The 25,951-nt window shown below is 31.7% G+C and carries 20 protein-coding genes; 6 read left to right on the top strand and 14 right to left on the bottom strand.

The window, feature by feature from the left end:
- The first annotated feature begins 7 nt into the window (after positions 1-7).
- Entirely contained in the window at positions 8-637 is a 630-nt protein-coding gene (locus OA93_RS07805; RefSeq protein WP_039112590.1) for a hypothetical protein, read from the top strand.
- A 133-nt stretch (positions 638-770) separates the two neighbouring features.
- On the opposite strand, the gene OA93_RS07800 is transcribed toward OA93_RS07805, so the two are convergent.
- Positions 771-1,580 (bottom strand): lysophospholipid acyltransferase family protein, encoded by an 810-nt coding sequence (locus tag OA93_RS07800; RefSeq protein ID WP_039112589.1) that lies wholly within the window; start codon positions 1,578-1,580, stop codon positions 771-773.
- 231 nt (positions 1,581-1,811) lie between these two features.
- The gene (locus tag OA93_RS07795; RefSeq protein ID WP_039112588.1) at positions 1,812-2,459 is read right to left on the bottom strand and encodes a CoA pyrophosphatase; all 648 of its coding nucleotides are present in this window, start codon (positions 2,457-2,459) and stop codon (positions 1,812-1,814) included.
- 92 nt (positions 2,460-2,551) lie between these two features.
- Here OA93_RS07795 and OA93_RS07790 point away from each other — a divergent pair, with 92 nt between their 5' ends.
- The 4 genes from OA93_RS07790 (at position 2,552) to OA93_RS07775 (ending at position 10,424) form a co-directional block, all read left to right on the top strand.
- Positions 2,552-2,986: a DUF4268 domain-containing protein gene (locus OA93_RS07790; protein WP_039112587.1), complete on the top strand. Its 435-nt coding sequence runs from the start codon at positions 2,552-2,554 to the stop codon at positions 2,984-2,986.
- A 304-nt stretch (positions 2,987-3,290) separates the two neighbouring features.
- Positions 3,291-6,545 carry a toxin-antitoxin system YwqK family antitoxin gene (locus OA93_RS07785; RefSeq protein WP_039112586.1) on the top strand — a complete coding sequence of 1,085 codons (3,255 nt, stop codon included), beginning with the start codon at positions 3,291-3,293 and terminating at the stop codon, positions 6,543-6,545.
- On the top strand, positions 6,520-8,454 hold the full coding sequence (locus OA93_RS07780; RefSeq protein WP_039112584.1) for a DUF3857 domain-containing protein: 1,935 nt from the start codon (positions 6,520-6,522) through the stop codon (positions 8,452-8,454). The genes OA93_RS07785 and OA93_RS07780 overlap by 26 nt, the downstream gene beginning before the upstream one ends.
- Positions 8,454-10,424, top strand: coding sequence for a DUF3857 domain-containing protein (locus OA93_RS07775; protein WP_039112583.1), 1,971 nt, complete (start codon positions 8,454-8,456; stop codon positions 10,422-10,424). The genes OA93_RS07780 and OA93_RS07775 overlap by 1 nt, the downstream gene beginning before the upstream one ends.
- 212 nt (positions 10,425-10,636) lie before the next feature.
- Here OA93_RS07775 and OA93_RS07770 read toward each other — a convergent pair whose 3' ends face one another.
- Genes OA93_RS07770 through mnmA form a run of 4 tightly spaced genes read right to left on the bottom strand, consistent with a single transcriptional unit; the run spans position 10,637 to position 14,859 of the window.
- Complete coding sequence (locus OA93_RS07770; RefSeq protein WP_039112582.1) at positions 10,637-11,047, bottom strand: hypothetical protein; 411 nt, start codon at positions 11,045-11,047, stop codon at positions 10,637-10,639.
- 4 nt (positions 11,048-11,051) lie between these two features.
- Complete coding sequence (locus tag OA93_RS07765) at positions 11,052-11,996, bottom strand: nitronate monooxygenase (protein WP_039112580.1); 945 nt, start codon at positions 11,994-11,996, stop codon at positions 11,052-11,054.
- Positions 11,997-12,009: 13 nt separating this feature from the next.
- Positions 12,010-13,623 carry a S8 family serine peptidase gene (locus OA93_RS07760; protein ID WP_039112579.1) on the bottom strand — a complete coding sequence of 538 codons (1,614 nt, stop codon included), beginning with the start codon at positions 13,621-13,623 and terminating at the stop codon, positions 12,010-12,012.
- A gap of 48 nt (positions 13,624-13,671) precedes the next feature.
- Positions 13,672-14,859, bottom strand: coding sequence for a tRNA 2-thiouridine(34) synthase MnmA (gene mnmA / locus OA93_RS07755; protein WP_039112723.1), 1,188 nt, complete (start codon positions 14,857-14,859; stop codon positions 13,672-13,674).
- 145 nt (positions 14,860-15,004) lie between these two features.
- Between mnmA and OA93_RS07750 the strand changes: the two genes are divergently transcribed.
- On the top strand, positions 15,005-16,885 hold the full coding sequence (locus tag OA93_RS07750; RefSeq protein WP_039112578.1) for a PEP/pyruvate-binding domain-containing protein: 1,881 nt from the start codon (positions 15,005-15,007) through the stop codon (positions 16,883-16,885).
- Between the two features lie 330 nt (positions 16,886-17,215).
- Here OA93_RS07750 and OA93_RS07745 read toward each other — a convergent pair whose 3' ends face one another.
- The 8 genes from OA93_RS07745 to OA93_RS07705 all read right to left on the bottom strand — a co-directional run.
- Positions 17,216-17,773 carry a DUF4956 domain-containing protein gene (locus tag OA93_RS07745; protein WP_039112577.1) on the bottom strand — a complete coding sequence of 186 codons (558 nt, stop codon included), beginning with the start codon at positions 17,771-17,773 and terminating at the stop codon, positions 17,216-17,218.
- Positions 17,774-17,820: 47 nt separating this feature from the next.
- Positions 17,821-18,546, bottom strand: a complete 726-nt coding sequence (locus tag OA93_RS07740; protein ID WP_039112576.1) for a hypothetical protein — start codon at positions 18,544-18,546, stop codon at positions 17,821-17,823.
- A 101-nt stretch (positions 18,547-18,647) separates the two neighbouring features.
- A complete protein-coding gene (gene yidC / locus OA93_RS07735; RefSeq protein WP_039112575.1) occupies positions 18,648-20,561 on the bottom strand; it encodes a membrane protein insertase YidC in 1,914 nt (637 codons plus the stop codon).
- A 66-nt stretch (positions 20,562-20,627) separates the two neighbouring features.
- The gene (locus OA93_RS07730; protein ID WP_039112574.1) at positions 20,628-22,241 is read right to left on the bottom strand and encodes a CTP synthase; all 1,614 of its coding nucleotides are present in this window, start codon (positions 22,239-22,241) and stop codon (positions 20,628-20,630) included.
- 941 nt (positions 22,242-23,182) lie between these two features.
- The gene (locus OA93_RS24060) at positions 23,183-23,599 is read right to left on the bottom strand and encodes a DUF4190 domain-containing protein (RefSeq protein ID WP_052249930.1); all 417 of its coding nucleotides are present in this window, start codon (positions 23,597-23,599) and stop codon (positions 23,183-23,185) included.
- Positions 23,600-23,780: 181 nt separating this feature from the next.
- Entirely contained in the window at positions 23,781-24,077 is a 297-nt protein-coding gene (locus OA93_RS07715) for a hypothetical protein (protein ID WP_039112571.1), read from the bottom strand.
- Between the two features lie 19 nt (positions 24,078-24,096).
- Entirely contained in the window at positions 24,097-24,333 is a 237-nt protein-coding gene (locus OA93_RS07710) for a DUF3820 family protein (protein WP_039112721.1), read from the bottom strand.
- A gap of 235 nt (positions 24,334-24,568) precedes the next feature.
- A partial coding sequence (locus OA93_RS07705; protein WP_039112570.1) for a PIG-L family deacetylase occupies positions 24,569-25,951 on the bottom strand: 1,383 nt, incomplete at its 5' end.

Genomic DNA, 25,951 nt, shown 5'->3' with positions numbered 1-25,951 from the left:
AAAAATTATGAAAGAACTGGATTTACTAAAAAAAGATTGGAACAAAACTGCAGACACTTTTCATCAAGTATCTGAAGTTGAAATTTATAACATGATTCATAAAAAATCGTCTTCGATTGTGAAATGGATTTTAGTTATAAGTCTTCTAGAAATATTATTTTGGACAATATCAAATTTTGTATTTAGCATTGATGATTTTTTAAAACAAATCAATCATCCTGAATACATACTATATCTTGAAGTAATAACTTACTTTAATTATGTAGTAGTATTAATTTTTGTGTATTTTTTCTATAAGAACTACACAACAATTTCTACAACAAAATCTACAAAATTACTAATGAGTAGTATTTTAAAAACCCGAAAAACGGTTCAATACTACGTTTGGTACAACTTGGCAATGGCTGTTTTAAGTTCTGTTATAAGTTTCTTTATTGCTTTTTCAAGCCCAGAAATGAATTATCTTAAAGAAAAGATTGCTACCAACGCAACGGTAATGTTAATGGTAATAGGAATTTTACTATTAGTGACTCTTGGATTCCTAGGGCTCTTCTGGTGTTTTTACAGGCTTATATATGGTACGTTACTACGAAGATTGTACTCTAATTATAAAGAACTTAAAAAGATTGATTTATAGGTAAAGAAAGGCTCAAAGAGGCAAAGGTTCAGAGAGATAAAGCTTAGGATTAATAGAGATACAATAAAAACTAAAAAGGGAGATGTAAAATATTTTACATCTCCCTTTTTACAAAAATAATTTATCTGGAAAACTAATAATCCCATCTACGCATTTGATTTAGTTCTTCCTGAACTTTTAGCTCTTCAGATGGAATAACTTTTAAAAATGAAGGATGTTGTTCGATAGCAAACTCTACTTTTTCAACAATTTCTTCTATAGTTTCATTATCATAGTCAATAACAAGTGGCTCTTTGATAATAAATGATTGCAGAATTCCTTTCTTTTTCAATCGTAATCCTTTTTTGTCAAAAGAACGACGGAAACCATCTATCACAATCGGAACTACTATTGGTCGGTGTTCTTTAATAATATGTGCTGTACCTTTACGAACTGGCTTAAATGATTTGGTTGTTCCTTGCGGAAACGTAATTACCCAACCATCATTAAGTGCCATTTTAATATTTTCGGTATCATTTGGGTTTACTTCTCTTTTTTCGGTAACATCTACGCCTTTAGCACGCCAAGTACGCTCTACTGTTATTGCTCCTACATAAGATAAAATTCTTGGTAGCAACCCTGCTCTCATTGTTTCTTTGGCAGCAACGTAATAAATATTCATTTTAGGTTGCCATAGATAACCTACATTTTTTATATTATCCTCTCTCCCACTTAAACTTGCGTTAAAAACATGAAACATGGCCACAACATCGGCAAAATATGTCTGATGATTGGATATAAAAAGAACATTTGTATCGGGTAAGCTTCTTATAATTTCTGAGCCATCAATTTGTAATTCATTAAAACCACGATAGCGTCTGTGCGTAACTGCTCCAAAAACTCGAATTAACCATTTTTTAATGAATAATATATGACCAAAAGGATTTCTTTTAAACAATCCCATAAATTTATGTGTTATTTTGAAAAATTAGAAGGACAAACTTACGAAATTTATTTTTGTCGTCCCAAGTAGAAACTAGTCTATGAATGCAAAATGCAACTTATTTAATATCAGCATTAATACTATCAATTATTTAAAATAAACGTTCCTTTATGTTAAATAATTGTATCTTAAAAAAATAAGACTTTCTATTACTTTTATCTAAGGCGTGAGTCTTTAAATACTGTGCTAAAACTATTTGGTTACAAAATTCTCTTTTAAAAAATCTTTCAACTCACTTAATATCATAGCAGTAGCTCCCCAAACAATATGATTTTCTATCTTAAAAGCCGGAACCGAAATATTAGCCGCATACGAAGTTGATAAAATGGTATCAATAACTATTTCATCATCTAAAAAAACTAAAAGTGGCAACTCAATAATATCAGCGACCTCTCTAGAATCTGGATAAAAATGAATTTCCTCATTACAAACTCCAAGAAAAGGATGTACCATAAAGTTACTAGGCGGAATATACATAGGTGTAAAAGCCTTTAATACCTTAATCTTTTCAGGCAAAACTCCTACTTCTTCATATGTTTCTCTTAAAGCAGTTTGCTCATAATTTTCATCTTCGAGCTCATATTTCCCACCAGGAAAAGCTATTTGCGACGAGTGAACTCCATTATAGGCATTACGAACAATTAATACCAAATGTGTTTTTCCGTTTTTGGGATAAAACAACATCATAACCGCAGCAATTCTTGGGTTCTTAGTATTCATATCCTGATTTATCAAGGACTCTACTCTTTCCAAAGGTGCCATTTTTAAGTGAGCATCAATAGCTGGAAGTTTTGCATGCGCAAAATTGGGAACAAAATGTAAAAAGTCTTGAAAATCCATAATCAAAGTCTATTTTTGTAGTCTCAAATAATATATAAATATACTTTAGAAAATGGTGTCTCACAAATTTTCTAGATCTTAAGCCAATAAAAATGTATAGTAAAGAAGAATCACAAAAATTAAAACGAGAATTCTGGGTTTCTTTCGCAGAAAAATATCCTCGAAAATGGGTGCTTTATGATACCAAAATAAAAGATTTTTCATTTAAATTTTATGTCGATAATAAAAAAGCACAAGTCTTAATAGATATCGAACATCGAAGTGATGAAAAACGAAATGCTTACTATGAAAAACTGGAAGCCTTAAAAAATATTCTGGAAGAAGAATTTATTAAAGATCTAATTTTCGAAAAAGAATACACACTGGAAAGCGGAAAAACTATTAGCCGAATTTGGGTTGAAAAACTTGGAGTTGGTTTTAGCAATCGTAATTATTGGGATGCTATTTTTGATTTCTATTACGAGAAGATGAATGCACTGGAAATGTTTTATCTAGAGTATGATGAATTTATTAAGGATATTGAATAGAGTCCAGAGTTTCGAAGGTTTTCCTGTAGAGATGCACAGCAGTGCGCCTAAAGGTTCAAAGGAACAAAGGTTCTATGAATTGTGGCAATATAATTTTATAAAAAGGAACAAACAAACCCGACAAGTTTTATAACTTATCGGGTTTGTTTTTTTAGTTACTAATTATTGCGATAAAAGCTAAAAATCAGTTTGGTTTAGCTTAAAAAACAATAAATTAATATCAGCAAAAAAACTCAAATTAAAACACTTAATTTCTTACAAACGTTAATAAAATTTTTATATTTGACAAAATTAAACCTAATCAATGAAAAAAATTTTACTCGCAATTATTTTAGTTTCATTTGCTAAAACTTATTCTCAAACAAATTACGCATTCGTTTATAATAATGATTCCATACTTAAAAAAGGAATCTCTCTACATGATGCAAAAAAATATGACGAAGCAATTAAGGAGTATGAAAAAATCAGTAAAACTGATCCTAAATTCTTTAATGCTCAATATGAAAAAGCAATTAGCCTTCGACAATCTGATAAAAAGGAAGAATTCAAATCCTTTATCGAAAGCTTATACACTAAAAATGTAATGCCCGAGTTCCCTGAACTTTACGCGGTTTATGCTAATTATTTGAGTGATGAAAAAGAATATGACAAATCAGAGAAAATTTTTAAAGAAGGAGAAAAGTACTTACCTAACTCTTCTTCATTTCTATATAATCTTGCAATTCTGTATGTTCGAAAAGGAGAAACACAAAAAAGTGTTGATATACTTGAACGTATAATTACAAATAATCCTAATCACCCTTCATCTCACTTTTTCTTGGGATCGATTGCATTAGAGAACGGAAAAATAACCGAAGGCACACTTGCTTTAATGAGCTACCTTATAATTGCTCCAACTGGCCCATATGCAGAAGCTGCTATTTTAAAATTAAATGCTAAATATGGTCAAAATTATCTTGACGAAAGCAAAGTTATTTTTTCTAAAACAGGAGATAATTTTGAAGAAATAGAAACTATACTTAGAAACCAATTGCCTTTAAAAAGTGCTTACAAAGTAAAGTCTAATATCGATGATGTTATAACACGCCAAGTTCAGGCTGTTGCCGAATATACATTAGAGCACAAAATGGGTGATGGTTTTTTTGAAACTATTTATATTCCGTGGGTAAAAACCATGATGGAAGAAAACCAATTTGAAGGATATTCATACTATATGTTAGTATCAATGGAAGAAAAATTAGGAAAAACATTAACCAAGAACGTAAAGAAAATCACCTCTTTTAATGAAAATTACATTAAAAAAAGCTTTTGGTCAAAATATGCTAAGAGAAACTTAGATATTTTTGGTAAACAAGAAGATGTAGTTATAACATTAGAAAACGGCAGACCTTATCTTATTGGTCCGCAAATAAATGGAAAATCAGAAGGAAAATATAAATACTTAAATAGTGATGGAAATCTTAAAGGAGAAATCAACTTTAAGAATAATTTATTAGATGGACATCAAAAATATTATGATGACAAAGGAAACCTAAGCGAAGAAAAATATTTTATAAATGGAAAGTTAGAAGGTACCAGAACAACATATTATAAAAATGGATCTATAGACTTAGTCGAAAATTATAAAGATGGTCTTTTAGATGGAATATGCACTTCTTATTATCCTAATGGAGGGAAAAATTGCGAGATAACTTTCACTGGTGGAAAACGTAACGGAAAGCTAATTTGTTTGTATCAAAACGGTGGAAAAAAATCTGAAACAGGGTATGAAAACGGAAAATTAAACGGGAATTACTTAGAGTACAATGTAGCTGGTGATATAGTAGAGAGTGCGAATTATGTTAATGATGTAGTCGACGGAAAATCTGTTCAATACCATGATGGCAAAACAGTAAAAAATGAAGTTACCTATAAAAATGGTGTTGTACAGGATACATACAAATCCTATTACAGTAATAAAACTCTAGAAAGAGAAAGTACTTTTTCAGCAGGTAAAATAGTAAAATTAAATGATTACTTCCCGAATGGTAAAAAATCCACTGAATTAACATACGACCAAAAAGGGCAATTAGAAGCATACAGTTATTTTGACATCAATGGTAATAAATATTATGATGAAAAATACAAATCTGGAGAATTAAAATACGGATTACAATATTCTGATAAAAATGCAAAACCTAAAGAAATAAGTCTGTCACAAAAACCTTTTGAAATTAAAACTTACGAAGGAAAAGTAGTAGTTTATGGTAATTATGAGAAAGGTAATAAAAATGGCGAATGGAATTATAACTATAGATCTGGCAGCCCTAAATCTAAAGAGTTTTATTCCCGAGGTAAACTGCATGGTTTATATACTGCTTATAATCAGAATGGAAATATAGACAACATCCGAAATTATGCAAATGATACAATAAATGGAACTTTTGAAGTATACGAGGATAACAAATTAAACAGAACTTTCTATTATCAAAACAACACTCAAAACGGACCTTTTAAATCTTTTTATTCTGATGGAACAACAAGTATTGAGGGCTATTTTGTAAATGGAGATTTGAATTTCAAAAAATATAGCTATTCTCAAAATGGAGTAATCTCTATCATCGATAATTATGTTGATGGTTATTTGATTAGTAAAGAATACTATAATCAAAAAGGAATTAAAGAGAATGAAATTGATTATAAGAATAAAACAGGAAAATTTGTTTTATCACATAATAATGGTACAGTTATTCAGGATTACAACCTAAAAAATGGAGTATTTAACGGTGCTTATACATTAAAAGACAAACTAAATACTCCTATTACTACAGCCGAATATCTTAATGGCAAATTACATAATTCATACAAATCGTATAGCCCATCTGGTAGTATTTATACCGATAGTAATTATTATTCTGGAGATATAAATGGTATGAGTAAACAATACGATTTAGTGGGTAATTTAAGGCTTACAACCGAGTACACTTTTGGGGATGAAAACGGAAAAACCATTCGTTATTACCACAATAAAACTAAATTATCAGAATATAACGAACTCGACGGATTAACGGAAGGGGAATACATTTATTACAATCAAAAAGGGGAACCTATATTAGCTATTGGCTATACAAATAATCAGCCTATGTATTATACCCGCAAAAGTAAAACAGGCGAACTAAATGATAAAGTAATTATAGAGAACGAAACAGCTGAAGTTAGTTCTTATTACCCTAACGGAAAAGTTGCGATACAACTGAATCTCTTAAAAGGAAATCTAGACGGTAAATTAGTCATTTACAATATGGAGAGTAAACCTGAATATGAATCTATGTACAAAAATAGTATTCTAGACGGAGATCGTATTGAATATTATGCAAATGGTAAAATATATAAGAAAGAGCATTTTGTAAAAAATGACTTCGAAGGCATTCAGGAATATTTTAAAGAAGATGGAAAACCTTGGCTTAAGTCTGCTTATAAAAATGGTGAGTTACACGGGAACACATTAATTTATAAAGAAGGAAAGCTAGTATTAACAAAAAAATACGATTCAAATGAATTGGTCAATATTGCTAAATAAACACCTCTTATATATTGCTTTTTTTGCGTCTTTTGTATTAACGAGTTCTGCTCAGAAATCACTTAAGGACTATAAAATTTTGTATCCAGATTATAATGAACTCATTTTGAATGAGGTTCAGTCTTATGATATATCTATTAAAGATAAAAAACTAAAAATCATACAGGATAATCATTATGAATCAATGATTCTTAACCAAAATGGTATTCAAAACACCAAAGAATCATTTTCATATTCGGATTTAATAAAACTAAAAAGTTACGATGCATACACCATTATTAACGATAACGGAAAAGAGAAAAAAATAAAAGTAACGCAAACAAACGAAAAGCAATCGCAACAAAGTTCTGTGTTTTATAATGATGTTATGGAACGTCAGCTTACATTTCCAAATCTTGAAACGGGTGCAAAAAAAGTATATGATTATCAAACTGAATTTATAGATCCGTATTTATTACAAAGATTCATTTTTGGAAATAATTTACCAATTCAATATTCAAGCTTAGAAGTAAAAACGGATAAAAATATCTCGATAGATTTTAAGATTTTTAATGATCCTAAAAATACAATCGTATTTTCTAAAACAGAGAAAAAAGGAAAATGGATTTATAAATGGACATTAACCGATATAAAACCCGTAAAATACGAAGACAATTCTCCAGGATATTTATATCTGGTTCCTCATATTGCGTTTTATATAAAAGAGTATCAAATAGACAATAAACCAACAGAAGTATTAGGTACTACAAATCAATTATTTGGTTATTATAAAGGCTTTGTTAAAGATTTAAATAAAGACGATAATGCCGACTTAAAAGCGCTATCTCTCGAAATTACAAAAGATAAGAAAACAGATAGCGATAAAATAAAAAGCATCTTTTATTGGGTAAAAGAGAACATTAAATACATCGCTTTTGAAAACGGTTATGAAGGATTTATTCCTCGTGAAGCAACTTTGGTTTTTCAGAGAAAATTTGGAGACTGTAAGGACATGGCAAGCATAATTTCCTGTATGGCAAAATATGCCAATGTAAGCAATGTAACTCTAGCCTGGATAGGGACACGAAGTATTCCCTATTCATACGATGATTTACCTACACCTGCTGTTGATAACCATATGATTGCTCTTTTTAAAAATAATGATGAATACATCTTTTTAGACGGTACCGACAAACAAACCCGATACGGAATCCCTACAGCATTCATACAAGGAAAAGAAGCCATGTTTGGCGAAAATGGTACCTATAAAATTATTAAAGTCCCGATAGTACCTGCCGAAAAAAATGAAATAAAAGAAACCGTAAACATCACTATTGCAAAAAATAAATTAATAGGGTCAGGAAAAGTATCACGCACAGGTTATGACAGAAGCCATACATTAATGCAAATTGGAGATGCAACAAATAAAGCCCGATTCGAAAGAATAAAAAGTCTTGTTATAAAAGGCAACAACAAGTTTAATCTGGAGGAATACACCGAGGAAAATGTAAATGACAGAGATAAAGCCTATATAATAAACTACAAATTCGATTTAGATAATTACATCGTAAAAGTAGATAATGAAGTCTATATCAATTTATTTCTGGATAAATATCTAGATAAAGCTGTTATAGACCAAAACCGAACTTTTCCATATGAGTTTGAATATCTAACGAAATTCAATACACAGTATATTCTTGAAATTCCTAAAAATTATAAGATAAAATATCTTCCAAAAAACTTTGAATTAGACAACGATTATATAAAAGCAAATTTTACTTACATATTAAAAAACAATCTTTTATATCTAAATATCGAGTTAAGCCAGAAGAAATTATTACTTATCAATTCTGATTTTGCTGCTTGGAATGAAACGATAAAAAAACTAAAAACCAACTACAACGAGAACCTAATCTTATCTGAGAAATAATGAAAAAAGAACTATTAAGAACAATCTTAACCTTTATTGCAATTATAAACACTTCCGTTTTTTTTGCACAAGATTACAGTTTCAAAGACTATGATTGGAAAGAGAAAGAAACCACGATAGAAATTCCTAAACAATACAAAGACGAAAAAGAAGTAATTTTAAATCGTACCACCAAAATAGAAATTATTGTAGTAGGAAAAGCAGCTCAACAATACCGATTATTTCATGAAAAAATTTACATCAATTCTGATGAATCAATAGAAAGAAATAATAAAATCTATATCCCTTTTAATGAAGATGAAACCCTATTGCTTAATAAAGCCAGAGTAATTTTAAAAAATGGAAAAGTAATAACCTTAGACAAAGGAGATATTAAAGAAGAAGTTGATGCCGAAAAAGGATTAAAATATCATTATTTTGCTGTAAACGGACTTGAAAAAGGAGCAGTAATCGAGAAATTATACATCCTGCAAGAAACGCCAGAATTAGATGGTAAAACAATTAAAATGCAATCGCAATACCCTATTGCCGAGCTAAACTTTGAATTAATTTATCCAGTACACCTCGTTTTTAAAACTAAATCATATAATGGATTAAGTGAACCAGTTTTAGACGATAAAAAGTTTGAAAACAAAACGGTATTGAGCATAAACGATAAAAACATCATTGCTTTAAAAAATGACGAAGCATACTCAAATTGGGACGTACAATTAAGATTACTACGTTACAAACTAAACGCTAATAATTATAGCGGCTCAAAAAACATCAATAACTTTAAAGAATATGCTACAAGTTTATATGAACGCATCAATCCAGAATTAGATAAAAAACAACAAAAAGCAATAACAGAATTTTGTTCTAAAATACCTAAGTCAAATGACTTACAAGAACAAATCTGGAATATTGAAAACACAATTAAAAAAAGCATTGCTTACGATAAATATGTAAGCCAGAAAGAAACATTAACAGAGGTAATTAAAAGTAAGCAAGCCTGTAGTATCGATATTTTAAAATTATATGTTACCGTTTTAAAGAATTTTAATATCGAGAACAACGTCGTATTTACTTCAAACAGATACGAAATCCCTTTTGATAAAAATTTTGAGAGTTATGAAAACTTAAGCGAATTTTTATTCTATTTCCCTTCAATAAAAAAATATCTTACCCCAACAGAAATGGAATTCCGTATTCCGTTATTTCCCGCTTACTTAGCAAATAACAATGGTTTATTTATAAAAGAAAAAGTATTTGCAGGCGTAAAAATGGGAATTAGCGAGATTAATTTTATCGAAATTCCTGATGCTACAATCACACATGATTTCATGGACATTACTATAGATTTTACAAAAGATATAGAAAACCCATTAATAACAAGTAAATTTACTTACGGAGGTTATTCAGGACTAAATTTTCAGCCTATAAAAGATTTTGTTTCTGATGAACAATACCAAACCATGCTAAAAAGCATAGCCGAAAATTATACTTCGCAAACAGAATTCAAAACATTAACTACCGAAAATGATGGAACCGATTTTATAGGAAAAAAACCTTTTATAATTAATCTTACGTTCGATGGAAAAGAAATGATTCAAAAAGCGGGGGCAAATTACTTAGTATCCGCTGGAAAAACTATTGGTAAACAAATGGAGCTTTACCAGGAAAATAAAAGAATGTTACCTATAGAAATTGATTACCCACATTCCTACACAAGAAAAATTAAGCTTATACTCCCAAAAGGAGCGACCATAAAAAATCTGGAGAAATTTAATATGGATTTCAAGACACAGATAAACGGCAAAACCGAAGCTGGTTTTACAAGTAAATACACTAAGAACAATAACGAAGTTATAATCGAGAATAGTGAGTTCTACAATATCGTAAACTACCCCTTATCGAGCTTCGAGCAATACAAAGCAGTTATAAATGCAGCCGCAGATTTTAATAAAGTTGTAGTTATTATCTCAAAATAAACAAAAAACCCGACAGACTTTAAAATCTGTCGGGTTTTCTATTTAGTTTCTATTTCTTCCTTATTAGTCCGATACAGCGTTTACATTATCGTATCTTAAATAATTTGGGCGTGTCCCTTCGGGTCGGGCTGTTCGCTACAAGTCCTCGCACTTCCTTCGTCAGGCTGTGGGCTTTTCGCTGCCATCCCTCACGCAAACACATTCTAATATAATTACATATTAAAAATATTATACACTACAATTCGGTCATTGTAATTTATATACAATTGCTTTCTGTTATCTTGCATTTTTCTGGTAATGATAGACAACTTAGCATCGTTTCCGCCTAAATCTTTACAGATAAAAGAATACACAATATCGGTATCATTTTCTTCTCTGGCTATATAATCAGAAATTTGAAATACTTGAACCTCTTGAGAGTTAACAACAATTCGGTTTTTATCAGTATCTAAAACAACCATAATATTAACCAATTCCAAGTCGGACCATTTGCCCCATTTCCCCTTTTCATTTTTCTGTAAAACACTATAACCAGAAGTCCTAAATTTGTAACTCTGACTATAGGTTTGTTGCAAACCAAGACCTAAAAAAAGTAATACTATATATATTTTTATGCGATTCATTTATCTAAAAATCTAAATTTAATGTTTGCTTACGTGCACTTTCAAAATCCGAAATCATTTCTTCAATAATTTCAGCAGCAGGTTTAATATCATGAATAAGTCCAGCTATCTGTCCGATTTCTAATTCTCCTTCTTCCAAATCTCCTTCAAACATTCCGCGCTTCGCTCTCGCTCTACCTAAAAGTTCGACAAGTTCTTCTTTAGTTGGACATTTTTCATACAATGCCTGAACATCCTGATAAAATTTATTCTTAATTAATCGTACAGGAGCCAATTCTTTTAATGTCAATTGAGTATCACCTTCCTTAACCTTAACAATAGTTTGCTTAAAATTATCATGTGCCGATGATTCAGTCGAAGCCGCAAAACGACTACCCACCTGTACTCCATCAGCACCCAGAATCATTGCTGCAAGCATTCCTCTTCCCGTTGCGATTCCTCCAGCTGCAATAAGCGGAATAGTAATTTTTTCGCGCACCATCGGAATCAATGTAAAAGTCGTTGTTTCATCACGACCATTATGTCCCCCAGCTTCAAAGCCTTCGGCAACAATGGCATCAACACCTGCTTCTTGCGCTTTTAACGCAAAAATAGTACTACTTACCACATGCACAACCGTAATGCCATTTTCTTTTAAAAAAGATGTCCATGTTTTAGGATTTCCAGCCGATGTAAATACGATTTTCACCCCTTCATCAATAATGATTTTTATGATTTCGTCGATGTTAGGATAAAGCATCGGTACATTAACACCAAATGGTTTAGATGTTGCTTTTTTGCATTTCTGAATATGTTCGCGCAATACTTCAGGATACATCGAGCCAGCACCAATTATTCCTAAACCACCTGCATTACTTACTGCACTAGCAAGTTTGTAGCCACTATTCCAAATCATTCCTGCCTGAATGATTGGATATTTTATATTAAAAAGAGTTGTAATCTTATTCATGTAATAATGCCAATTATTGTTTTATAATTTTACCTGTTTTATGCAGGTTATTTGCGTCTAAAGTATAAAAATAAATCCCAGAATGTAACGATTGCAATGAAACCGTCGAAGCCTCATTTGTAATTTGCTTTTCGATAACCTTTTGCCCAAGAATAGAATATACTGTTACTAACGCTTCATTAATACCATTTGATAAAGTAAAGAAAATATCAGAATCAGTTGGGTTAGGATATAGCAAAAAATCAATATTTTCATTTGATTTTACACTTAAAGCAGTATTTAATGCCAAACTAAAATCAGGGATTCCGTAGCCAAATTGTGGATTAGGCGAAGCATATCTATCTGCGGATTGCAAAACCAATTGTCTAATTTGCTGATTCGTTTTATTCGGGAAAGCCTGCCATAAACAAGCTATTGTTCCAGCCATTATGGGGCATGAAAAAGAAGTTCCGTTTGTTGTACCAATATTTCCTGAAACATCCGATACCACTGCAGCCGTACCTTGAGCCATAACATCAGGTTTAATCCTCTGGTCATAACTAGGACCAATAGAACTAAAATAAGATAAATTCTTGGTAGCAGTCACCGAACCTACAGTAATTACAGATGCAGCATCAGCTGGGCCTCCAATATGTTTCTCTGCAGTATCTCCTTCATTTCCAGCAGATGCAACCACAATCATACCTCTGCTAAAAGCGATTTCTGCTCCTCGCGAAATAAAATTAGTTGTACCATTCATATCGCTATATGTATGGCTATAATTTGCATTATCATATCCAAAATATCCCAAAGAAGTTGTGATAATATCTGCCCCTAACCTATCTGCCTCTTCTGCAGCTTCAACCCAAAGAGATTCCTCTACAGGATTCTCTGAGTTATCATCTTCAGTAATAAACAAATAATAGGAAGCATCGGGAGCAGTACCAACCAACGCATTAACTTTATATCCTCCCATAGTCGACAAAACTTCGGTACCATGAGAAACGCCGGTATAAAAATCTGGATTTCTTAAAACGTAATTATAACCGCCTAGAATCTTATTATTATCTCTTAAGCGCTGAAAAGTACTTGCGGTATTAACGCCTGGAAAACCCGCATCGAGAACAGCAATTATTTTGCCCGCACCGGTATAATCTTGTTGATGCAAGATATGTCCGTTAAGCATTTGAATCTGGTTTGCAGAAGTCCCATAAGAATAGTTCACAGCAGTTTTAAGCTCTTTATCTGTTACTTCAACCTTATCCGAAGCTACTTTTCTCCCTGTAAGATTCAATGATTTATTTGCAAAATCAACTTTAGATACAAACGATAATAGCTTTAGATTATTGATATTAGCTTGTGTTCCTCGAATATGCATTGCATTCAACCACTTCGATTTTGCCATAACTGTTATTCCTGTACTAGCTTGTACCTGACTAACATATGCTGTTTCGATAGGAATATCTTTAAAATCTAAAGCAATATTCTGATTGGTCCTTCTATCCAAAGCTCTTTGCGAAAGCATCGATAAAGGATTATCATAATAGGTTTGAGAATTGGGTTTTGCATTAAAATAAACCCATGCTTCTTCTTGCGAAAAACTCGCTGCCGAAATGAATAATAAGAGAATTATGAAATATCTTTTCATAGGATACTTTTTTAGATAAGGTTAAACCTTCCGTAAAAAAGTACTAATCTAAGAAATTACTCCCGAACCAACTAATTCATTATCTAAATACCAAGCAACAAATTGTCCTTCGGTTATAGCCGATTGTGGCTCATCAAAATGAACATACATTCCACCCTCAAATTGGTGCAAAGTTGCTTTTTGTAAAGGCTGGCGATAACGAATTCTTGCCATTACCTCCATTTGTTCTCCATTTTTTAAAGCTAAATCAGTACGAATCCAGTGTACTTCAGATTTTTCTATAAACAATGCTTTCTTGAACAAACCAGGATGTTGACTTGTTAAACCAGTATAAATAGTATTAGTTTCAACGTCGGTTGCAATAATAAATAACGGATCAGTTGTTCCGCCCACATTAAGTCCTTTTCGCTGACCTGTAGTAAAATAATGTGCCCCTTGATGTTTTCCAACTACTTTACCCATTTTTGGAGTGTAAAGTAATTTCTTAGCTTCAAGTTCTAATTCTTTTTCAAGAGATAAATCTTCTGATTTCTCAGCATTATATATTGGGTCATTTTTATCAATTTGTACAATTAACCCATCTTTAGGTTGCAGTTTTTGTTGTAAAAATTCTGGCAAACGTACTTTCCCAATGAAACATAATCCTTGTGAATCTTTCTTTTCGGCCGTAACCAAATCCATTTCAGCAGCAATTTCGCGTACTTCTGGTTTAGTCAATTCTCCAATAGGAAACAACGATTTAGACAATTGTTCTTGCGACAATTGACATAAGAAATAAGATTGATCTTTATTGGTATCAGCTCCGGCAATAAGTTGGTATACTTTTTCGCCGTTAACTTCGATTTCCGTTTTTTGGCAATAATGTCCTGTTGCCACATAATCGGCTCCAAGACTTAATGCAATTTTCATGAAAACATCAAATTTAATCTCACGATTACACAACACATCAGGGTTTGGTGTGCGTCCTTTTTCATATTCGTTGAACATATAGTCAACGATTTTTTCTTTGTATTCTTCGCTTAAATCAACGGTTTGAAAAGGAATCCCAAGTTTTTCGGCTACCAATAATGCATCATTACTATCTTCTAACCAAGGGCATTCGTTAGAAATAGTAACCGAATCGTCATGCCAATTCTTCATAAAAAGCCCAATAACTTCGTATCCTTGTTGTTGCAACAAGTAAGCCGCAACACTAGAATCAACACCTCCGGAAAGTCCTACTACAACACGTTTCATATATTCGAAATCTAAAAAAAAATTATTTTGCAAAGTTAATCCATAATTGCAGATAATAACTATTGTTTCCATTAGTTTATGCAATTGGGTAGTAGATAAAAGTTATTGCAATTTTTGTTTATATTTAATACTCAAATTAATTGCTATGAAAAAGTGCATTTACACCATTATTTGCTTTGTAATAATTACCACTTTTTATGCTCAAAATTATGTTTCAAAATTACCAAACTACGAAGCATACAAAGCATTCAGAGGAAAACCGCTATCTGATAAATTCTCTAATATCGAATCGGTTAAAATTATTTATGACCTTAAAAGCAAAAAGATATACTATTTCAATAGTACATTAATTAAACTCCATTATGATTTTGTGGTTGATTATTTAGGCTATAGTAAAGAATTAGAAATCTTTAATCGTGATAATTATAGCAATACCAACAAAAATAGAAACTATCTACTTGGAAATCTTAACCACATAAAAGGAACTGAAAAATGGATTTTTGAATTGGCAGCTTCTGATCATATGCCAATTCCACTGATTGAACAGTTTTACAACCTCATTACCGAAACTAGTTTTATTGGAAAAAACCTAAAATTTTATCTGAATAACAGAGAAAATATTGACTTATATGAATTGGGTAAATTTAAAATTCCTTGTGTAAAATCCGATTATATCTTTAACGAACTTAAATACCAAGAAGTCGTTTCGGGAAAGAATATTGGTATTCTAAAAATGTACCGAACTAAAGATTTAGAAAAGATAAAACCCAACAAAGACGAGATTATTATTCTAGACGGAACACCAGAAATCCTACCAAATGTAAGAGGAATTATTGTAAATGAACTACAAACTCCTCTGAGTCATTTAGTCATATTAGGAAAGAACCGAAAGATTCCGATTATGGCTTATATCGAAGTTTTAAAGGACAACAAAATCACAAGTTTGGTTGGTAAAAAAGTAGAATTAAAAATTGCTATTGATACCTTTTACATTAGTGAAACAACCAAGAAAATAGCCGAGAAATCAATCTCAAAAAAGAAAAAACTAGTCGTAGATAACTCGATTACAGAACTGATTGACTTATCTACTATTCCGAAAAATGGTGTAAATTATATTGGTGCAAAAGCGCAAAATCTCGCTTATCTAATTGCTATTGCAAAAGAAACCCCTTTTAAAACACCTGAGAATGCTAATGCGATTCCGTTTTATTATTACACAAAACACATTCAGAATAAAAGTATTTCACCACTAATAAAAGAGCTTTTAGATAATCCGCATAAGGACTCCGCACAATGGATAAACAATCAATTGAAAAGGATTCGAACTGCGATTAAAAAAGAACCCATCGACAATGTATTGATTACTAAACTAAATGAAAAATTAGGAAAACAAACTGATTTTAAGAATTTCAGATTTCGTTCTTCTACTAATGCCGAAGATATAGCTGGATTTAATGGTGCAGGCTTATATGAGTCTAAAACCGGAATTCTAGGAGACACTATTAAAACATTCGAAAAAGCAATTAAACAAGTTTGGGCAAGCGTATGGAATGAAAGTTCGTATTGGGAGCGTGAACTCTTTGGCATCGACCAACAAAATATTGCGATGGGAGTTCTCGTTCATCGTTCGTTCCCAGATGAACTGGCAAACGGCGTTATTATTACTAAGAATATCTTTAGAGAAAGCCTTCCTGGGATTACTGTAAACATCCAAAAAGGAGAAAACTCAGTTGTAAAGCCAGAAAAAGGTGAAGTTTGTGAACAATTTGTAGTTTATAATTTTACTTTCGAAGACGCTAAAGATCCCGATTTTGATGTCGATTTTACTTCTAATTCAAATTTAAATGACAATAAACCTTTGCTAACGAAAAAGGAGATCAATAACCTTTATTTAGTTAGCAAAAAGATAGAAAGCAAAATGTCCCGTTATTGGAAAAATTCAAGTAGCGCTATCGACATGGAATTTAAGATTGTAAACCAAAGCAGGGATTTATATATAAAACAAGTCCGCCCTTTTAATGATTAGCTTTCACCATTTTTTACCTTTTTCACCATTAAGAGATTAAGAGAAATTAAGTCAAGTTTTAAAAGTTTCTCAAAGACGTAATGCAAGAGTGTAAGGCCTTTAGATTTACACAAAATAATCTCAAACTTGTCTTTTCGACGAAGGAGAAATCTCCGCAAGAAACTAACTCACAGTTTTTTCTTAAATTGTCGAGCTACTCGTGAAGATTTCTCCTTCGTCGAAAAGACAATATTAAGGGTAAACTATGCGAGAGATTTATGAAAACTTAATTTTTCTTAATCTCTTAATGGTTCTAATATCTAATGGTTTAAATATTTTTAGTAATAGCTATCAATACAAAACTGTAACGTCGATTTCTTTTGTTACGGTATTTATGGTAATGATTTTGAAATCGAAATTTTCTATATTAATTTGTGTTTGAATTAATTGTCGTATATTCTGATTATTCAAAGAAAAGTCATCTCCCAGGCTTACTTTCACATCAACCGTGTTTAGATATCTCGATGCTTTTTTGTTTACTAAAACGGAAGCTAAGATGTAAAAACCAATGATTATGAACTGAAAGAAAAGCAACACTTCTATTTTTTCAAATGGATACATAATATCCAAAATAGAAAGTGTAATCGTTGCAAACAGAAAGATTATAGCATTTACAGTAAAGGTTTGGGTTCTAAATCTTAGAATAGAAAAAATAGCAAATAAGCCAAAGCCAATCCCTACTCCTATTTCGATTCTAGTAAACAAATAACACAACGAAAAAGTACATAACCCAACAATAACCATTAATGGATTAATTGTTTCATTATCTTTTCTGTTCGAAAAAAAGTATAAAATCAGAATTGAAAAAAACAATAATACAAATCTTCCGAAAAGTTCTTGTAAATCCATATGAATCTATTAGTTAAGACTCAAATTTAACAAATTTATCTATTGCTTTATTTTTTTTTCTTCTCGACTTTCTCAGACATTTTGTTTGCATTTTTCGGATCGCTCATATTGATTTCTTTTACTAGTTTTCCTTTTTCGAAAAATTGCCAGTTACCTGATTTTTTACCATTTAAAAACATCCCTTTTGAAGCAACAGTTCCATCAGCATTATTAAAAATAGCTTCTCCGTTATATTCGTTGTTTTTATAATACAACTGTTCTAAGACAGTTCCATTTTCTGCATATCTTTTATAAGGACCGTCTTTTATACCGTCTTTATAATTCATTTCTTCAGCAATTTTTCCATTTGGATAAAAAACCGAACGCAAACCGTTTAACTTCCCTTTTCTGTAATTCTCGATTGTCATAACAGTTGGAGAAGCTTGGTGATAATATTTCCACTCTCCTTCAAAAAGCTTATTAACTACTTTGCCTTCGCTAACTTTATTCTTGCTCTGATCATAAAAAATAGTATAAGCGCTCCCATCATTAGCACTAAAATCTCTCGTTGCAATTACACTAGCAGCTTTGGTATCATCATAAAACTTAAAGATACCTGTTTCCTTACCGTGACTAAAAGTTCCTTCGTAACGAGGTCTTTTTGATTCTTCATAAATCCCTTTCCAAAGTCCATCCTTTTTTCCATCCGCATCGAGCTTATTCAAGTTTGCCTGAGCATTTATAAAAAAAGCATTCAACAAAAGCAATCCGAGTATTATTCTTTTACAAATCATTTTATCTTCTATTTAAAACCTTAACGAAATAGTGTATTATAAATTATACGTGTATAAAAAAATCCCGATAAATCGAGATTTTTTTATTTTTAACAAGTATATTATTTTTTGCCTTTGGCAGCTTTAGCAGCTTCTTGTTGCTCCATAACTTCTTGTAAACGTCTTTGGAACTTACCTTGTTTTTTAGGCTCTTTTAATTTGTTTTCTTGTATTTGAGCGTGGATTTTATCACTATCTACAATGTAGTTTTTAATTACAAACATAATTCCGATTGTAATTAAGTTAGAGATAAAGTTATATAAACTCAAACCTGCTCCGTAAGAGTTGAAGAATATCAACATCATAAGTGGAGAAACATAAATCATGATTTTCATCATCTTAGCCATATCCGGCATACCTTCTTGTTGTGGAGCTGCCATTTGTTGGTCACCAGATGTCATTTTCATGTAAAAGAAAATCGCAATTGCTGCCAATATCGGGAACAAACTAATATGATCTCCATATAAAGGAATGTGGAATGGTAATTTTGCTACAGCATCAAATGAAGATAAATCGTCTGCCCAAAGGAAACTTTTTTGTCTTAACTCAAAAGCAGATGGGAAGAACTGGAACGAAGCATACATAAACGGTAGTTGTATCAAGGCTGGAATACATCCCGCCATTGGGTTTACTCCTGCTTTATTATACAGCTTCATTGTTTCTTGCTGTTTCTTCATTGGGTCTTTCTTGAACTTTTCACCCAACTCTGTAATTTCTGGTCGCAACACTTTCATTTTTGCCTGAGACAAGAATGATTTATAAGTAATAGGCGACATTGCTATTTTTATTATAATTGTAAAAACAATAATAGCAATACCTAATGACAATCCAATTGTAGAACTCAAGAATCCGAATAACGGAATAAAAATAAATTTATTAATCCATCCGAATATTCCCCAACCTAATGGAATGATTTTTTCGAAATTTTTATCGTATGATTTTAAAGTTTTATAATCTGCCGGTCCAAAATACCAACTCATTTTATAATCAACTTCTCCATTAGAAAATGCTAAAGGAACTGTTGCTTTAAATTGTTTTATGTAATTAGTATCAATTTTTTCATCTTTTACTAAATCATCAGATTGTAATCTTGATTTTTCGAATGGCTTATCTGTAGTTAAAATAGTGGTAAAAAAGTGTTGTTTAAAAGCAACATAACTTACTTTTTCAGGTGTTTCTTCTTTTCCTACTCCATTAGGATTTACATAGCTGTATTTTTCATCTCCATATTCATAATAGATTTCAGCATAACGTTTTTCTATAGAAACACTTTTTTCATTTCTATTCGTTTTTAAATCCCAAACTAAATCTAATGGTTTAGACGAATTTAAAACTTTGTTCAATCCTTGAGAACGAATATCAAAACCAACTAAATATTCATTTGGTTTTAATACATATTTGTACTCTAAAAATTCATTTGCACCAGCTTTTAAACGCATTGATAATATTTGATCCTCACCATTTTTAGTTAATGTAGGTTCAAAATATAAGTCTTTTGAATTTAAAGTTCTGTTGTCAGTTGTTTGCAACTGAATATTTAAATGAGCATTGTTGTCTTTAATCAACTCTACTAATTGTCCTGAATTTTTCTCGAATCTTTTGAATCCTTTTAATGTAGCTTCTACTATATAACCACCTTTATTAGCGATTTTCAGTATAATCTTTTCATTTTCGATAGTTGTATAAGCATCTTTAGCAGAAGGAAGCGTAGCTGAATAAGCAAATCCACCTAATGTTTTTTGCAATTTTGCTAATTGCACTGTATCTCCAGGAGTTGCTGCAACTGGCAAGACTGCAGTTTTAGCAGTAGTAGCTTCTTTAGCTTGAGCTTCTTGTTTTGCAACTAATTCTTTCTTGGCTTTTTCTGCAGCAATAGTAGCTTCAGATGGTTTATTTTGATACATTATCCAAATCAAAATACCAAAAATCAATATAAAACCAATAATTGAATTGAGATCAAATTTTTTTTCTTCCATTGTAATTTTTATTCAAGTTTTATGTTTGCGTTTCTCCTGTTTTTTAGAAACTTATACAAATACGTATTATTTTTTATGAGCCGTTACCGCAGCGGCTATAAAATTCACAAAAATTGGGTGCGGATTCGCTACCGTACTTTTGTATTCTGGATGGTATTGTACACCTATAAAAAATGGGTGATCTTTTAATTCTACAATTTCTACCAATCCTGTATCAGGGTTTACTCCTGACGCTATTAATCCTGCTTTTTGTAACTCATCTACATACTGGCTGTTGTACTCGTAACGGTGACGGTGACGTTCAGAAATAGTTGTTTTACCATAAATTTTGTGTGCCAATGAATCTGGTGTAATATCGCATTTCCATGCTCCAAGACGCATTGTTCCTCCTTTATCGGTAATCGTTTTTTGCTCTTCCATTAAATTCACAACTGGATGAGCTGTTTTCTCATTCATCTCTGTTGAGTTTGCATCTGCATAACCTAAAATATTACGAGAATATTCGATTACTGACATTTGCATTCCTAGACAAATTCCGAAAAATGGAACTTTATTTTCACGCGCATAACGCACTGCTTCGATTTTTCCTTCTATTCCTCTTTCTCCAAATCCTGGAGCCACAAGAATTCCGTCTAAACCTTTCAATTTGTCTTCTATATTATCAGCATCGATAAACTCTGAATGTATAGAAACTACATTTACTTTTGTTTCATTTGAAGCTCCTGCATGTATAAATGCTTCTAAAATTGATTTGTAGCAATCTTGCATTTCTACATATTTACCAATCAAACCAATATTAATTGTATGCTTTGGATTTTTTAATCTTTTTAAGAAAGTATTCCAGTTTTTTAAATCCGGAGCCGCTTTTTTAGGTAAATCCAATTTCTTTAAAGCAACTACATCTAAGCCTTCTTCCAGCATTAAATTAGGTACTTCGTATATTGTAGATGCATCGATAGACTGGATTACAGCTTCTCTCTTAACATTACAGAACAAAGCAAGTTTGTTACGTAATTCATCTGATAATTCGTGTTCTGTTCTACAAACTAAGATATCAGCTTTTATACCGCTTTCCATCAACGTTTTTACAGAGTGTTGTGTTGGTTTTGTTTTTAACTCTCCCGCAGCAGCCAAATAAGGCACTAATGTTAAGTGTATTACAATTCCGTTATTTTCTCCCAATTCCCATACTAGCTGACGAACTGACTCTATATAAGGTAATGACTCTATATCTCCTACTGTTCCACCGATTTCGGTAATAACAATATCATAATCGCCAGATTTACCTAACAATTGCATTCTATCTTTAATTTCGTTGGTAATATGTGGTACTACTTGTACTGTTTTACCAAGAAATTCTCCTCTTCTCTCTTTTTCTATAACCGAAAGATATACTCTACCAGTAGTTACGTTATTTGCCTGTGATGTAGGAACGTTAAGAAAACGCTCGTAGTGACCTAAATCCAAATCGGTTTCGGCACCATCATCAGTCACATAACATTCTCCGTGCTCGTACGGATTTAATGTACCCGGGTCTACATTTATATACGGGTCAAATTTTTGAATAGTTGTGCGATAACCTCTTGCTTGTAACAATTTTGCTAAAGATGCTGCGATAATCCCTTTTCCTAATGAAGAAGTCACACCGCCAGTAACAAAAATATATTTCGTTTGATTCATTCTGTTGTTGTTTGTATTGTAGTTGTGTAAAAAACGTGGCAAAAATAGTGAATAAAATTGGATTATTAGAATTTTATCCTAGACTTCTTAGAATTCATAGACTTGCTTAGACATCCTGGATTTTCAGACAACTTAGACTTGCTTAGATTATTAGATTACTTAGATTTTTAGACTAACTTAGATTATTAGACATCTTAGATATTTAGACTCCTTAGACTTTCTTAGATTTTAGACCTGCTTAGACTGCCTTAGACTTCTTGGATAATTGGATTGTCTAATTTTAGACTGATGAATTATAGTAATCCTAAAAAAATTTCCCAAATTATATTATTAAATTTCAAAGTCGAATATAAAAGTAATGACTCTTTATTCTGGTGATTTACATAGCATATACTCTATATGATGCGTAGTATATAACCTATATAATGTAAAAATTTAAAATCCGATATTCCTAGAAAGTCTGAAAACTCTAAGAAGCCCAATAATCCGACAATACTAAAAAATCTAAGCAAGTCTAAGGAGTCTAAGAAAGTCTAAGATGTCTAAATTATTATCAAATTATAGAATGAAAAAATAAAAAACACAATACTGAAGAATACATCAAAAATCAATACTATTTTAAAATTAGAAAATTGAAGTATCTTATTAATGAGAAAACGTGCTATTAACTGAATAAGGAAGAATGAGAAAATTTTTAAACTATAAGGATTATAAGCAATTGCTCCTTTTAAGTTGAAATTTAGAATTTGAGAAAACGCTCTTGTTAATCCTCGGCTTTTACAATAACTTAAAGGCATTCCTTCGCAAAGGGAACGTACTCCTAAATTTAAAAAAGAGGATAAATAACAATAAAAAAAGATAAACATGATTATTATAATAAAAATCTTGTTTATCCTTTTATATGAATCAATTTCGTAAGAAGGTTTTGTTTTCACAAAAAATTATTCTTTTGGTTCTTCAACTTCAATTGAATCAGTTACTGTTTCAACGCTGTTATTTAAAGAATCCTGTAATTTTAATGTCTCTGTATGTATAGAATCTATAGTTGATCTTATTTCATTTTCATCAGATAATGATCCTGCCCAAACTGAACCTACAAAAAGTAGTACCCACATAAGTGCAAAGATAGTCCCAACAACTCCTAAAACTATTCCTGCTATTGGCATTGAGGTAGAAGCATTTCCTTTTTTGGCTTTCATGTAACCAATTATCCCAAAAATCACTGCAAGTATTCCAAAAAATACCGATATTAATCCTACACAAGGAATAAATGCTATTAGAATTGTTAATATCCCTAAAACTAAAGCGGCAGTTCCCATTCCTTGACCTGCATTTGATGATTGTAAATTATTATCCATATCGTTTTTTATGTTAATTGCTGCAAAAATAAGAAAACACTTATACTAAAAAGAGAGAATAATTCAAAGTTATTAACAAATAAATGATTATCAGACTAACTTAGAATTTTAGACTTTCTTAGACTACTTAGACTTATTATATTATAAAGTCTTAAAGTGAAATATCAAAATCGCAGTTTTACTAATCCCACATCATGAATAATGCGAAAATAAAACCATAAATTAAGGTAAAGAAAACCGCAATTAGTAATGCTATGATTCCTATAATAAAGCCGGCTTTTGATAATGCAGTTGAAGCATTTTCGCTTTTTGCCTGAGACATTCCTATTGCTGCAAAAATCATTGTTAAAACCCCACCAATTATAGCTAGTATATAAAAACAAGGTATAAAAGCAACTACAATAGACACTATTCCTACTACTAACGCTGCGATACTCATACTTTGGCCAGCATTTGATTGCCGAAAATTATTCCCCATACCTTTTTTTAGTGATTTATTATTTTAAAGGCTTTGGATATTGCTTTTTGATATTTCTAATCAGCTCTTCTAATCCGTTAAGTTTTAACTCATAGACAAGCGCCAATTGTTGGCCTAGCTCGCCATTAGGAAATCCTTTATTATGATACCAAACAACATAATATTCAGGAAGTTCAATTAAGAATCGTCCTTCGTATTTCCCGAAAGGCATTTTGGTATGGGCTAATTTTATGAGAAGTTTTTTGTCTGGTTCCATTTTTTTTAATAAAAAAGAAGCAAGAAAAAAGAATATAGACTTATTCTCTCTTCTCGCTTCTATTGAATGCAAAGCTATTATTATTTTCCTTTTATTTTTGCCACTGATTAAAAAGATTTTCACAGATTTAAAAACCTTGAACCTTTCTTTTAACCTTTTCAACAAAAACTCAGAAACTTAGAAACTTAGAATCTTAGTAACTCAGAACCTTTGTAACTTTGTTCCTTTGACCCTTTTAGTAATGCCATCTCACGAAAGCTTCCATTGCAGCGTAACGTGATAGACCTAATTGGTTATATAATTCTGCAGTTTCAGCATTTCTGTCTTCGGCTCTTTGCCAGAACTCACGTGCATCTGATCCTTGGAACACAACTCCATCTTTTTGAGATTGGTGTTTAAAGATTCCATGTCTTTTTGCTAATACCTGATCTGGACTCATTGGTACTGCCATTTCTACTTCGTCAATTCCCCATTCTTGCCAAGCACCACGGTATAACCATAACCAGCAATCATCCATAAATGATTTTGGTTTTAATCGTTTTACTGCTTCAAAAATAGCATCCAGACACACTTTATGTGTTCCGTGTGGATCGGCTAAATCTCCTGCCGCATAGATTTGAAACCATAACCAACAATCATCCATAAACGATTTTGGTTTTAATCGTTTTACTGCTTCAAAAATAGCATCCAGACATACTTTGTGTGTTCCGTGTGGATCGGCTAAATCTCCTGCTGCATAGATTTGGTGTGGTTTGATTTTTTCGATTAAAGCCATTGTAAGTTGAATATCTTCTTCTCCAATTGGTTTTTTCTCGATTGTTCCTGTTTCATAAAATGGAAGTTCCATAAAATGAATTTGTTCGTCTGGCAAACCTACAAAATGACTTGTTGAGCGTGCTTCTCCTTTTCTAATTAATCCTTTTATGTAACGAACTTCTGGAATATCAATTTCACTATTCTTCTTATTGGTTAAGAAGGTTACTGCTTTTTGATAGATATTTTCTGCTTCGGCGCTTTTGATTCCGAATTTCTCGTTGTAATCGGTAACGAATCTTGCAAAACGTAAAGCTTCATCATCTGCAACTGCAATATTTCCTGAGGTTTGGTATGCAACATGTACTTCATGTCCTTGCTCTTGCAAACGCATAAATGTTCCTCCCATACTAATGATGTCATCATCTGGATGCGGGCTGAATATCAATACTCTTTTTCTTGCAGGTTCAGCTCTTTCTGGTCGCTTGGTATCATCTGCATTTGGTTTACCTCCCGGCCATCCTGTAATGGTATTTTGCAGCTTATTAAATATCTTAATATTGATATCGTATGCTGGTCCTGAATCGGCTAGTAAATCGCTCATTCCGTTTTCGATATAATCGGCATCGGTAAGCATTAGGATTGGTTTCTTTAAATCTAGTGCTAATCCTAAAACAGCTTTACGAGTTAGTTTATCTGTCCAAACAATTTTCTCTACTAACCATGGTCTGTTGATTCTTGTTAGTTTTGATGATGCTTCTTTGTCTAAAACAAAAACCACATTGTTATGCTCTTGCAAAAATGACGCAGGGATTCTATTAGTAACTTCTCCTTCTACAGATTTTTTTACAACGTCTGCTTTTCC

Source organism: Flavobacterium sp. KMS (genome assembly GCF_000813005.1).
GTDB lineage: Bacteria > Bacteroidota > Bacteroidia > Flavobacteriales > Flavobacteriaceae > Flavobacterium.
This window is presented reverse-complemented; position numbering and strand designations above follow the sequence as displayed.